The following is a 12,605-nucleotide window of genomic DNA, read 5'->3' as shown; positions in this document are numbered from 1 at the left end:
CGCCGTTGCGGGCTCGAAGGCCGTCAGGCCCAGGGGCGGGCCGCCGCGTTCTTCTGCTCGAAGGCCGAAATGGCCCCGGCCTTCTCCATGGTCAGGCCGATGTCGTCCAAGCCGTTGAGCAGGCAGTGGCGCCGGAACTCGTCGAGGTCGAACGTCACCACGCCGCCGTCGGGACCGCGGATCTCCTTGGCTTCCAGGTCGACCGTGAGCGTGGCGTTGGCGCCGCGCGAGGCGTCGTCGAGCAGCTTCTCGAGGTCTTCGGGGCTGACCGTGATGGGCAGGACGCCGTTCTTGAAGCAGTTGTTGTAGAAGATGTCGGCGAAGGAGGTGGAGATCACGCAGCGGATGCCGAAGTCGAGCAGCGCCCAGGGCGCATGCTCGCGCGAGGAGCCGCAGCCGAAATTGTCGCCCGCCACCAGGATCTGCGCATGCCGGTAAGCCGGCTTGTTGAGCACGAAATCGGGGTTTTCCGAACCGTCTTCATTGTAGCGCATCTCGGCGAAAAGGCCCTTGCCGAGCCCGGTCCGCTTGATCGTCTTGAGATAATCCTTGGGGATGATCATGTCGGTGTCGACATTGACGATCGGCAGCGGCGCCGCGACGCCGGTGAGCTTGGTGAACTTGTCCATGGCTGGCCAGTCTTCCGGTTGCTTGCTGTTGGTTATCGCGTTTCAGGGTGCCCGGTCTACAAGAAAGGACGGGCGAAGGAAAGTCGGCTGTTCGGCCCAGGATGCCTCTTGACGCGGCGGGTGCGATACCCAGTTCCCGTTCATGGGTAAAGTCCGTGTCGGCACTGCCGGATGGAACATCGCGTCGCGCCATGCCGGCCGTTTTCCCGACGAGGGCACGCAGTTGGAACGCTACGCGGCGCGCCTAAACGCCGTCGAGATCAACTCGTCCTTCTATCGCCCGGCAGCGAACGAAGGCTGATGCCAACAGCGAAGGTTACAGCAGGCGCGCCCGGTCGCCGGTCTCGATACGGCCGGGTCGGTCGACGGTGCAGTAGACGCCGATATTGTGGCCGTTGTTGCGCACCAGCGTGCGCAGGATCTCCGCGTCGTGGTCGAAGCCGTCCTGGGCGATGATGGTGAAGGCGCAGCGCCGGCACGGTTCCGAGATGGTCAGTTCGACCTCGCCGATGGCGATGCGGCGGCCGATCCACTCCGTCTCCGGGAAATGACCTTCGACCGCGTCCATCTCCACCAGCACGCTCGGCCGGAAACGGCGCGGGTCGGGAACGGCGGCCGGGTGCAGGGCCTTCAGCCTGGCCAGCGAGGCGGTCGTCAGGACATGGAGCGGCGCCTTGCGATAGCGCGGCTCCGTCAAGGGGCCGGCAAAGCCGGGCGCCGCATCGGGGCCGAACGGCCTGAGCGCGACGGAAAAACCCATGAAGGCGCTGAGCGCCGCATCGCTTTCGGTTGAAGGGGCTGGCATCCAATCGGCGCCAGGCAGCGCGATTTCCAGTGTGCCCGCTTCCGAAAGGCGGGCGCGCACCAGCGGCACCTTATGCCACCTGGCCTCGCGGTCCGGCCGGGCCGGCTCGCCGGTCGCTTCCTCGACCAGGCCGAAGAGGCGGTCGCCGAACGCGCCATCCTCGCCCACGCTGAGCGTCGCCTGGCGCTCGCCGCCGAAGGAGCTTGCCGGATAGCGCCACAATTCGACGGCGCTGCCGATCATGGTCATATCCAGCGTCAGGCCTTCTTGTTCTGGCGGTTCTCGATCAGGTCGTCCACGACTGTCGGATCGGCGAGCGTCGACGTGTCGCCAAGTGCCGAAAAATCGTCCTCGGCGATCTTGCGCAGGATGCGGCGCATGATCTTGGCGGAACGCGTCTTGGGCAGGGCGGGGGCGAACTGGATCTTGTCGGGCGTGGCGATGGCGCCGATCTCCTTGCGCACATGGGCGATCAGTTCCTTGCGAAGCGCTTCGCTACCCGTTTCGCCCTCGGCCAGCGTGACGTAGCAATAGATGCCCTGGCCCTTGATATCGTGTGGGTAACCGACGACGGCGGCCTCGGCCACCTTCTCGTGCGCGACCAGCGCCGATTCCACTTCCGCCGTGCCCATGCGGTGGCCGGACACGTTGATGACGTCATCGACGCGGCCGGTGATCCAGTAATAACCGTCCTCGTCGCGGCGGCAGCCGTCGCCGGTGAAATACTTGCCCTTGTAGGCCGAGAAATAGGTCTGCACGAAGCGGTCATGGTCGCCGAACACGGTGCGCATCATGCCCGGCCATGCCTGCTGGATGCACAGATTGCCGCTGCCTTCGCCGTCCATGATCTTGCCGTCGCTGTCCAGCAGTTCGGGAACGATGCCGAAGAAGGGGCGGGTGGCCGAGCCGGCCTTGAGGTCGGTGGCGCCCGGCAGCGGCGCGATCATGATGCCGCCGGTCTCGGTCTGCCACCAGGTGTCGATTACCGGGCATTTCTTCTCGCCGACGACGTCGAAATACCATTCCCACGCCTCCGGGTTGATCGGCTCGCCGACCGAACCCAGAACGCGAAGGCTCTTGCGCGAGGTCCTCTTCACCCATTCGTCGCCGGCGCCGCGCAGCGCCCGGATGGCGGTCGGGGCGGTGTAGAAGATGTTGACCTGGTGCTTGTCGCAGACCTCCCACATGCGCGACGGCGTCGGATAGTTCGGCACGCCCTCGAACATCAGCGTGGTGGCGCCGTTGGCGAGCGGCCCGTAGAGGATGTAGGAGTGGCCGGTCACCCAACCGACATCGGCCGTGCACCAGTAGATGTCGCCGTCATGGTAGTCGAACACGTATTGGTGGGTCATCGACACGTAGACGAGGTAGCCGCCGGTGGTGTGCAGTACGCCCTTGGGCTTGCCGGTGGAGCCGGAGGTGTAGAGGATGAAGAGCGGGTCCTCCGCCTTCATCTTCTCGGGCTTGCAGTCCGGCTTCACCGTCGCCGCCTCCTCGTGCAGCCACAGGTCGCGGCCGTCGACCCAGTCGATGGCGCCGCCGGTGCGGCGCACCACGAGAACCTTGTCGACCTTGACGCCGTCCTTCGCAGCGATGGAGACGGCCTTGTCGGTATTCTCCTTGAGCGGGATACGCTTGCCGGCGCGCAGCCCCTCGTCGGCGGTGATGACGAAATTCGACTGGCAGTCGGTGATGCGGCCGGCCAGCGCGTCCGGCGAGAAACCGCCGAACACCACCGAATGGATGGCGCCGATGCGCGTGCAGGCGAACATCGCATAGGCGGCTTCCAGGATCATCGGCATGTAGACGGTGACGCGGTCGCCCTTCTTGACGCCGTGCTTCTTGAGCACGTTCGCCCAGCGGCACACCTGCTCGTGAAGCTCGTTGTAGGTGACCTTCTTCTCGTCGTAGGGGTTGTCGCCTTCCCAGATGATGGCGACCTGGTTGCCGCGTTTCTTGAGATGCCGGTCGATGCAGTTGTAGGAGACGTTGGTGAGCCCGTCCTCGAACCACTTGATCGAGACCTTGCCGTCGAAGGAGGCGTTCTTCACCTTGGTGTAGGGCTTGAACCAGTCGATGCGCTTGCCGTGCTTGCCCCAGAACCTGTCCGGGTTCTTCACGCTGTCGGCGTACCATTTCAGATACGTCTCATTGTCGATCAGCGCGTTCTTCTTCCAGGCGGCCTGGACGCGATGGGCATGAACCTCGGACATTTCTGTTCTCCTCCCGAACCGGCGCGCCGACGATAGCCAGCGGCTCGCGGCCGTCCGCCGCGAAATCGCGGGCATTATTACCAGTTCCGCCGCCGGGGCAACATTAGACGTTCGGTTGCGTGGCAGCGTGTCGCGGCGCGGCCGGACAAATTGCCAGCACCCGACCAATCGTGCTGCTAAACGCCTGTTTCGTCTGAATAAAGATTGGCCGAAAGGGCGGCTCTTAGTTGACCGTTAACCATCCGCGCGCACCTTTTCTTCGGGAGGACCAGCTCGAACGCCGAGGGGCAGACATGCGCGACCATCCCGAGATGGACCTGATGCTCAAGGGCTACGGCCTGACGACAGCGCGGATCCTCTACCATTATCCGGACCATCCGCACCTTCTCCAGACCTATGTCTGGCAGGACTACGACCTGGCGCCGACGTTTCCGGCGCTGGTCAGGTTCATCGACTTCTGGAAGGCGAAGCTGGAAGGCCCGCTGCATTCGGTGACCTATTCGCATCAGCGGCTGATCGCTCCCAGCGAATGGAGCAAGGTCGACGGCGAGTTCGTGCTGAACTGATCGTTGCGGATCGGGCCGGGCCACTGGTCCAGTCAAACGGTACGGGTGACTGTCTCTCCTTGATTGCCAATGGTGGGCCGAGCGTCTATGGCCGGGGTTCCTGCCGGCCGATGGAGCCGGCCAATCAAGGAGGAAAGCCATGAAGACGAAGCTGCTCGCGAGCGTTGCTGTCGCCGCGACCCTGGCCTTCACGCCCGCTGCCTGGGCCGACATCACCATCGGCCTCATCGCGCCGCTGACCGGCCCGGTCGCCGCCTATGGCGACCAGGTCAAGAACGGTGCGCAGGTCGCCGTCGACACGATCAACAAGAACGGCGGCATCCTCGGCGAGAAGGTCGTGCTCCAGCTCGCCGACGACGCCGGCGACCCGAAGCAGGGTGTTTCCGCCGCCAACGGCCTCGTCGGCGACGGTGTTCTCTATGTCGTCGGTCCGGTCACGTCGGGCGTCGCCATGGCGGCTTCGGACGTGCTGGCGGAGAACGGCGTCCTGATGGTCACGCCGACGGCGACGGCGCCCGATCTCACCACCCGCGGACTCACCAACATCCTGCGCACCTGCGGCCGCGACGACCAGCAGGCCGAGGTGTCCGCCAACTATGTGCTCGAGCACCTGAAGGATAAGAAGATCGCGATCGTCCACGACAAGGGTACCTATGGCATGGGCCTCGCCGATGCGTTCAAGGCCGTGATCAACAAGGGCGGCGTGAACGAGGTGCTGTATGAGGGCCTCACCCCCGGCGAGAAGGACTATTCCGCTCTGGTCGGCAGGCTGAAGAAGGATGGTGCCGAGGTCATCTATTTCGGCGGCTATCATCCGGAGGGCGGCCTGCTCGCCCGCCAGCTCGCGGATGCCGGCGTGAAGGCGCAGATCATCGGCGGCGAGGGCCTGTCCAACACCGAATACTGGGCGATCGGCAACCAGGCGGCGCAAGGCACGCTGTTCACCAACGCGTCGGACGCGCTGAAGAGCCCGGATTCGGCCGAGGCGGTGGCGGCGCTGAAGGAGAAGGGCATTCCGCCCGAGGCCTTCACGCTGAACGCCTATGCCGCCGTGCAGGTGCTGAAAGCCGGTATCGAGAAGGTCGGCAAGGCCGACGATTCGGCCGCCGTGGCTGCCGCCCTGAAGGACGGCCAGCCAATCGCAACCGCCATCGGCAAGCTCACCTACAGCGAGAACGGCGACCTGTCCTCGCCGAGCTTCTCCATGTTCAAGTGGGACAACGGCCAGATCGTCTCGGCGGAGTAGCCGGTTGGACGGCCGGACCGTCCATGAACACGGAAAGGCCGGAGCGATCGCTCCGGCCTTTTCATTTCGGAAGCGATCAGCTTCGTTCGGTTCAACGATGGCCGAAGATGGCAGAGCCGACGCGGACGGAGGTGGCGCCGAAGGCGACCGCCGTCTCGTAGTCGGCGGACATGCCCATCGAGAGCTTTTCGACGCCGGCCTCGCGCGCCAGCTTCTCCAGCAGCGCGAAATAGGGGCCGGGGTTCTCGTCCAGCGGCGGAATGCACATCAATCCTTCGATATCGAGGCCGTGTTCGTCGCGGCAGCGGGCGACGAAGGCGACGGCTTCCTTGGGGGCAATGCCGGCCTTCTGCGGTTCGGAGCCGATATTGACCTGCACGTAGAGCCGGAGGGCCTTGCCCTGCCTGGCGATCTCCTTCGCCAGTTCGGCGGCGATCTTGTCGCGGTCCACCGTCTCGATGACGTCGAACAGCGCCACCGCCTCCTTCGCCTTGTTAGATTGCAGCGGGCCGATGAGATGCAGTTCGATGTCCGGGCGGCCGGCCCTCAATTCCGGCCACTTGGCCGTCGCTTCCTGCACGCGGTTCTCGCCGAAGACGCGCTGGCCGGCCTCGATCACCGGGCGGATCGCCTCGGCGTCGAAGGTCTTCGACACGGCGACCAGCGTGACCGAGCCGGCGGGGCGTTCCGCTTCCGCCTCGGCCTGCCTGATCTTCGCCGAGACTTCGGCCAGCCGCCTTGCCGTCTCTGTCGGGTTCGAAGCTGTTTCGTTCACGTTGGTACCTTGGGGGATGCCTTGGTGGAACGACCCGTTGAAGCCGGGACGTCACGTTGAACTTGAAAATGGGCGCAAAGCGTGGTGAACACGCGCACCAGTGTTTTCTGAACTGCTAAGCGCATAAGCGCGGTCGCGGCAAGCATCCAAGCGAAATTTCCGACAATGGCAACCGAACGATACAACCCCCGCGCGTCCGAACCCAGATGGCAGAAGGCCTGGGAAGCGGCGAAGCTGTTCGAGACGAGGAACGACGATCCGCGGCCGAAATACTACGTGCTGGAGATGTTCCCCTATCCGTCGGGGCGCATCCATATGGGCCATGTGCGCAACTACACGATGGGCGACGTGGTGGCGCGCTGGCGGCGCGCCATGGGCCACAACGTGTTGCACCCGATGGGGTGGGACGCCTTCGGCCTGCCGGCCGAGAACGCGGCGCGCGACAACAAGGTCAACCCGCGCGACTGGACCTACAAGAACATCGAGACGATGAAGGGCCAGTTGAAGACGATGGGCCTGTCGCTCGACTGGGCGCGCGAGATCGCGACCTGCGACGCTTCCTACTACAAGCACCAGCAGAAGATGTTCTTGGACTTCTGGAAGTCCGGGCTGGTCGAGCGCAAATCCGCCAAGGTCAATTGGGATCCGGTCGACATGACCGTGCTCGCCAACGAGCAGGTCATCGACGGGCGCGGCTGGCGCTCCGGCGCGCCGGTGGAACAGCGCGACCTGACGCAATGGTTCTTCAAGATCACCTCGATGAGCCAGGACCTGCTGGACAGCCTGAATTCGCTGGAGCGCTGGCCCGATAAGGTCAAGCTGATGCAGGCCAACTGGATCGGCCGCTCCGAGGGCCTGTTGATCCGCTGGAAGCTGGATGAAGGCACCGCGCCCGCCGGCGAGAGCGAACTGGAGGTCTACACGACCCGTCCCGACACGATCTTCGGCGCCTCCTTCATGGCGATCGCCGCCGACCACCCGCTGGCTCGCAAGGTGGCCGAGGGTAATCCCGAACTGGCGGCCTTCGCCGAGGACATCCGCCATCGCGGCACCTCGGCAGCGGAGCTGGAGACGGCGGAAAAGCGCGGCTTCGACACCGGTATCCGCGTCGTGCATCCTTTCGACCCGGAGTGGACGCTGCCGGTCTATGTCGCCAACTTCGTCTTGATGGACTACGGCACCGGCGCCATCTTCGGCTGCCCGGCGCATGACCAGCGCGACCTCGACTTCGCCAACAAATACGGTCTGCCGGTGCGCCCGGTCGTGCTGCCGGACGGCGGCGACAGGGAGGGCTTCCAGGTGACGGACCTCGCCTTCACCGACGACGGCGCGATGATCAACTCGCGCTTCCTCGACGGGATGCGGTTCCGCGAGGCCTTCGACGCGGTCGCCGACCGGCTGGAAGCCGTCAGCGTCGGCAACCGGCCCCAGGCCGAGCGCAAGGTGCAGTTCCGGCTGCGCGACTGGCTGATCTCGCGCCAGCGCTACTGGGGCTGCCCGATCCCGGTGATCCACTGCGACGATTGCGGCGCCGTGCCGGTGCCGGATTCGGCGCTGCCGGTCGAGCTGCCGACCGACGTCAGCTTCGACAAGCCCGGCAATCCGCTCGACCATCATCCGACATGGAAGCACGCCGACTGCCCGAAATGCGGCAAGCCGGCGCGGCGCGACACCGACACGATGGACACGTTCGTGGATTCGTCCTGGTACTTCGCGCGCTTTACCGATCCGTGGAACACGCAGGCGCCGACGACGCTGGAGTATGTCGACGGGCGCAAGGGCTGGCTGCCCGTCAACCAGTATATCGGCGGCATCGAGCATGCGATCCTGCATCTGCTCTACTCGCGCTTCTTCGCCCGGGCGATGAAGGAGACCGGTCACCTGAACGAAGTGAAAGAACCCTTCGAGGGCCTGTTCACGCAGGGCATGGTGGTGCACGAGACCTACAAGGGACCGAACGGCTGGGTGACCCCGGCCGAGGTCAAGGTCGAGGATTTCGACGGGTCGCGAAAGGCCTTCCTGCTTGCCGGCGGCGCGCCGGTCGAGATTGGCCCGATCGAGAAGATGTCGAAGTCGAAGAAGAACGTGGTCGATCCCGACGACATCATCGGCAGCTACGGCGCCGACACGGCGCGCTGGTTCATGCTGTCGGATTCGCCGCCCGAGCGCGACGTCATCTGGACCGAGGCCGGCGTGGAAGGCGCGCACCGCTTCGTGCAGCGCGTCTGGCGGCTCGTGTCGGAAGCTGAGCCGGCCGTTGCCGGCGTGACCCCGGCTGTGGGCGAGGCAGGCGCGGCGGCCGAACTGTCGCGCGGTGCGCACAAGGTGCTGAAGGCGGTCGGCGAGGACATCGGCCGGCTGCATTTCAACAAGGCGGTGGCGCGCATCTACGAGTTGACCAACCTTTTGTCGCCGCAAGTCGCCGAGATCGTGGCGGGTCGTCGCGACGGCGGTCTGGATGCGGCGGTGCGGCAGGGGCTGGAGTTCCTCGTTGCCATGATCGCGCCGATGATGCCGCATCTGGCCGAGGAGTGCTGGGTCGCGCTGGGCGGCGAAGGCCTTGTCGCGGAGCGGCCCTGGCCGGCGTTCGATCCCGCGCTGACGGTGGACAACGAGTTCACCTATCCGGTGCAGATCAACGGCAAGAAGCGCGGGGATTTGACAATTGCGCGCGACGCGGATCAAGCTACGGTCGAAAAGGCCGTGCTCGAACTGGATGTCGTGCAGAAGGCGCTGGACGGCAAGCCGCCGCGCAAGGTGATCGTGGTGCCGCAGAGGATCGTCAATGTCGTTGCCTGAAACCCGCAGCACCTCTCGTCCGGCCGTGCGCCGCGGCCTTCTTGCCGGCGTCGTCCTGACGGCGGCGCTGGCGTCGGCATGCACGGTGAGGCCGCTTTATTCGAACGCGCCGCTTTCGCCCGGCTCGACCGCCACGGCGCAGTCGGAACTCGCCTCGATCGCCGTCAAGCCGGTGACGACGCGCTACGCCCAGCAGGTGCGCAACAATCTGATCTTCGCCTTCACAGGCGGCAAGGAGCGGACCGACAACCCGCTCTATTCACTCGACCTCAACGTGACCGAACTGGTCCAGACGGCCGCCACGGTGCAGATCAGCAAGGACCAGGACCAGCCGACAGCCGGCACGGTGACGCTGACCTCGCGCTACCGGCTGACCGACGCCAAGACCGGCAAGGTGGTCAGCACCGGCACGCGCTCCATGTCGGCATCCTACGACAAGCCGAATCAGGAATTCGCTTCCTACCGCGCCCAATTGGACGCGGAGAACCGCGCCGCGCGCGAGCTTGCCGAAATCCTCAACCTGGCGATCGCGCAGGATCTGGCGAAGCGCTGAGCGCTTCGCCTTTTCCCTGTCTTATCAACCGGTCTTCTTATCAGCCGATCTTCTGGCCGGTCTTTTCCCAGTCGGCGAGGAACGCCTTGAGGCCGTTGTCGGTGAGCGGATGTTTGACCAGCGCCTTCAGGGTCGCCGGCGGCACCGTCGCCACGTCGGCGCCAATCAGCGCGGACTGCTTCACATGGTTCACCGTGCGCACCGACGCGACGAGGATCTCGGTGGCGAAGTCGTAATTGTCGTAGATGGTGCGGATCTCGGAGATCAACTCCATGCCGTCTACGCCCGTGTCGTCGACCCGGCCGACGAAGGGCGAGATGAAGGAAGCGCCGGCCTTGGCCGCCAGCAGCGCCTGGTTGGCCGAGAAGCACAGCGTGACGTTGACCATGCGGTTCATGTCGTTGCGGATCGAGCGGCAGGCCTTCAGGCCGTCCAGCGTCAGCGGCACCTTGATGCAGACGTTCTCGGCGATCTTCGACAGCGTCTCGGCTTCCTTCATCATGGCCGAATATTCGGTCGCCACGACTTCGGCCGAGACCGGCCCGTCGACGATGTCGCAGATCTGTTTCGTCACCTCGGCGATCTTGCCGCCGGACTTGAGGATCAGCGACGGGTTTGTGGTGACGCCGTCGAGCAGGCCGAGCTCGTTGAGCTCCCTGATTTCCTTGATGTCGGCGGTATCGACGAAAAACTTCATGATGGTCTCCTTTGGGTTTCCCGAGGGTCTCCCGGAATTTGCAGATTGCACCAGCGCCGTTGTCGGCGTCGGACTTTGATCTAGACCAAAGTCGGGGCAAGGTCACGCGCGATGACGCGAGACGATTCGCCCTATGTCGCGGCCGCGCCGGTTCTGGTGCCCATGCCAGCGGAACGCCCCTACACCTATGCGGTTCCTTCAGGAATGCGTGTGGTGCCGGGTTCGATCGTGCGCGTGCCGCTCGGACCCAGGCAGGTGGCGGGCATCGTCTGGGACGGGCCGGCGGGCGATGTCGATCCGCGCAAGCTGCGGCCGATCGAAGCGGTCTTCGATTGCCCGCCGATCGATCGCGCCACGCGCCGCTTCGTCGACTGGATCGCGGACTACACGCTGTCGGCGCCGGGCATGGTGGCGCGCATGCTGCTGCGCGCGCCGGAAGCCTTCGATCCCGAGCCGTGGACCGAAGGCCTGCAACGCACAGCGCTCCTGCCCGATCGCATGACGGCGGCGCGCCAGCGAGTCCTGGAGACGGCCGACGGCGGGCTTGCCTGGACCCGCTCGGGTCTTGCCCACGCTGCCGGCGTCTCTTCCACCGTCATCGACGGGCTGAAGGCGCAGGGCGTGTTCGAGACGGTGATGATCCCGCCCAGGCCCGTGGTCGCCGCTGCCGATCCGAGCTTCCGCCTGCCGGACCTGAGCGACGATCAGAGCCGGGCGGCCGGGATGCTGCGGGAGCCGGTCGAGGCCGGCGGCTTCGCGGTCACGCTGCTCGACGGCGTCACCGGGTCGGGCAAGACGGAAGTCTATTTCGAAGCCGTGGCGGCGGCGCTGGAGAAGGGCCATCAAGTCCTGATCCTGCTGCCCGAGATCGCGCTCACCCATGCCTTCCTCGAACGGTTCCAGGATCGTTTCGGCGCAAGGCCCGCCGAATGGCATTCCGACCTGCCGCCGAGAATGCGTGAGCGCGTTTGGCGGCAAGTCGCCGAAGGCACGGTGCGGGTGGTGGCCGGCGCGCGCTCGGCGCTGTTCCTGCCGTTCCAACAGCTCGGCCTGATCGTCGTCGACGAGGAGCACGACCCCGCCTACAAGCAGGAGGACCGGGTCTTCTACAACGCCCGCGACATGGCGGTGGTGCGCGGCCATATCGGCGGTTTCCCGGTGGTGCTGTCCTCCGCCACGCCCTCGGTGGAAAGCCGGGTCAACGCCGAGCAGGGACGCTACCGGCACGCCATGCTGCCGGCCCGCTTCGCCGAGGCCGCTCTGCCCGACCTCAAGGCGATCGACCTGCGCCGGGCACCGCCGGCGCGAGGCGGCTTCCTGTCGCCGGTGCTGCTGGACGAGATCAGCCGGACGCTTTCGAGGGGCGAGCAGTCGCTGCTCTTCCTCAACCGGCGCGGCTATGCGCCGCTGACGCTCTGCCGGGTGTGCGGTCACCGCTTCGGCTGCCCCGTCTGCTCCGCATGGCTGGTCGAACACCGCTTTCGCGGCCAGCTCGTGTGTCACCACTGCGGTCATACCGAGAAGCGCCCCGAAGCCTGCCCCGAATGCGGCACGTTCGACCATCTGGTGGCGTGCGGACCGGGCGTCGAGCGGATCGCCGAAGAGGTGGTCGCGGCGTTCCCGGAGGCGCGCACCATCGTGCTTTCCTCCGACATCGTCGGCGGTGTACGGCGGCTCAGGCTCGAATTGGAGGCGATCGCCAATGGCGACGCCGACATCGTCATCGGCACGCAGCTCGTCGCCAAGGGGCACAATTTCCCGAACATGACGCTGGTGGGCGTGGTGGACGCCGATCTCGGCCTCGCCAACGGCGATCCGCGCGCCGCCGAGCGCACCTTCCAGCTACTGTCCCAGGTCACCGGCCGCGCCGGCCGCACCGGCAGGAAGAGCCACGGCCTGTTGCAGACCTATCAGCCGGACCATCCCGTCATGCAGGCGATCGTGTCGGGCGATGCGGAACGCTTCTACCAGCGCGAGATCGCCGAGCGCGAGCGCGCCGGGCTGCCGCCGTTCGGCCGGCTGGCCGGTGTCATCGTTTCCGCCGCGACCCGCGCCGAGGCGGAAGGCCATGCGCGCGCGCTGCGGCGAGCGGCGCCAGAGGACGCGGCGATCATGGTGCTGGGGCCGGCCGAGGCGCCGCTGGCCCTGGTCGCCGGCCGCCACCGCTTCCGCCTGCTGATCCACGGTGAACGGCGCACCGACATGCAGGCCTTCATCCGCGCCATGCTGACCGATGGCCCGCGCCCGCGCGGCTCGGTGCGCGTGCAGGTGGACATCGATCCGCAGAGTTTCCTTTGAGTCGCCTTGCCTAAGTCGGTCAAG

General features: G+C 65.9%; 11 protein-coding genes. 6 read left to right on the top strand and 5 right to left on the bottom strand.

What is annotated here, in order from left to right:
• Positions 1–23: 23 nt before the first annotated feature.
• Positions 24–629, bottom strand: a complete 606-nt coding sequence (gene leuD, locus ABMA46_RS00295) for a 3-isopropylmalate dehydratase small subunit (protein ID WP_348997293.1) — start codon at positions 627–629, stop codon at positions 24–26.
• 142 nt (positions 630–771) lie between these two features.
• Here leuD and ABMA46_RS00290 point away from each other — a divergent pair, with 142 nt between their 5' ends.
• Positions 772–930 carry a DUF72 domain-containing protein gene (locus ABMA46_RS00290; protein ID WP_348997292.1) on the top strand — a complete coding sequence of 53 codons (159 nt, stop codon included), beginning with the start codon at positions 772–774 and terminating at the stop codon, positions 928–930.
• Between the two features lie 15 nt (positions 931–945).
• Here the strand turns inward: ABMA46_RS00290 and ABMA46_RS00285 are convergent, their stop codons facing one another.
• Both ABMA46_RS00285 and acs read right to left on the bottom strand, forming a co-directional pair.
• Positions 946–1,677: an MOSC domain-containing protein gene (locus ABMA46_RS00285; protein ID WP_348997291.1), complete on the bottom strand. Its 732-nt coding sequence runs from the start codon at positions 1,675–1,677 to the stop codon at positions 946–948.
• Positions 1,678–1,691: 14 nt separating this feature from the next.
• Entirely contained in the window at positions 1,692–3,647 is a 1,956-nt protein-coding gene (gene acs / locus ABMA46_RS00280) for an acetate--CoA ligase (protein ID WP_348997290.1), read from the bottom strand.
• Between the two features lie 293 nt (positions 3,648–3,940).
• Here acs and ABMA46_RS00275 point away from each other — a divergent pair, with 293 nt between their 5' ends.
• A complete protein-coding gene (locus ABMA46_RS00275; protein ID WP_348997289.1) occupies positions 3,941–4,213 on the top strand; it encodes an usg protein in 273 nt (90 codons plus the stop codon).
• Between the two features lie 139 nt (positions 4,214–4,352).
• Positions 4,353–5,459: a branched-chain amino acid ABC transporter substrate-binding protein gene (locus tag ABMA46_RS00270; protein WP_348997288.1), complete on the top strand. Its 1,107-nt coding sequence runs from the start codon at positions 4,353–4,355 to the stop codon at positions 5,457–5,459.
• Positions 5,460–5,550: 91 nt separating this feature from the next.
• Here ABMA46_RS00270 and ABMA46_RS00265 read toward each other — a convergent pair whose 3' ends face one another.
• Positions 5,551–6,192, bottom strand: coding sequence for a YggS family pyridoxal phosphate-dependent enzyme (locus ABMA46_RS00265; protein ID WP_425475679.1), 642 nt, complete (start codon positions 6,190–6,192; stop codon positions 5,551–5,553).
• Positions 6,193–6,399: 207 nt separating this feature from the next.
• Here ABMA46_RS00265 and leuS point away from each other — a divergent pair, with 207 nt between their 5' ends.
• Both leuS and ABMA46_RS00255 read left to right on the top strand, forming a co-directional pair.
• A complete protein-coding gene (gene leuS, locus ABMA46_RS00260) occupies positions 6,400–9,033 on the top strand; it encodes a leucine--tRNA ligase (RefSeq protein WP_348997286.1) in 2,634 nt (877 codons plus the stop codon).
• Positions 9,020–9,586, top strand: coding sequence for an LPS assembly lipoprotein LptE (locus ABMA46_RS00255; protein WP_348997285.1), 567 nt, complete (start codon positions 9,020–9,022; stop codon positions 9,584–9,586). Before leuS ends, ABMA46_RS00255 begins: the two co-directional genes overlap by 14 nt.
• 40 nt (positions 9,587–9,626) lie before the next feature.
• Here ABMA46_RS00255 and fsa read toward each other — a convergent pair whose 3' ends face one another.
• A complete protein-coding gene (gene fsa / locus ABMA46_RS00250; RefSeq protein WP_348997284.1) occupies positions 9,627–10,283 on the bottom strand; it encodes a fructose-6-phosphate aldolase in 657 nt (218 codons plus the stop codon).
• A 111-nt stretch (positions 10,284–10,394) separates the two neighbouring features.
• Between fsa and ABMA46_RS00245 the strand changes: the two genes are divergently transcribed.
• Positions 10,395–12,581 carry a primosomal protein N' gene (locus tag ABMA46_RS00245; protein WP_348997283.1) on the top strand — a complete coding sequence of 729 codons (2,187 nt, stop codon included), beginning with the start codon at positions 10,395–10,397 and terminating at the stop codon, positions 12,579–12,581.
• Positions 12,582–12,605 lie beyond the last annotated feature (24 nt).

Origin of the sequence: Mesorhizobium hunchu (assembly GCF_040081975.1) — a bacterium.
In the GTDB taxonomy this organism is placed as follows: domain Bacteria; phylum Pseudomonadota; class Alphaproteobacteria; order Rhizobiales; family Rhizobiaceae; genus Mesorhizobium; species Mesorhizobium hunchu.
This window is presented reverse-complemented; position numbering and strand designations above follow the sequence as displayed.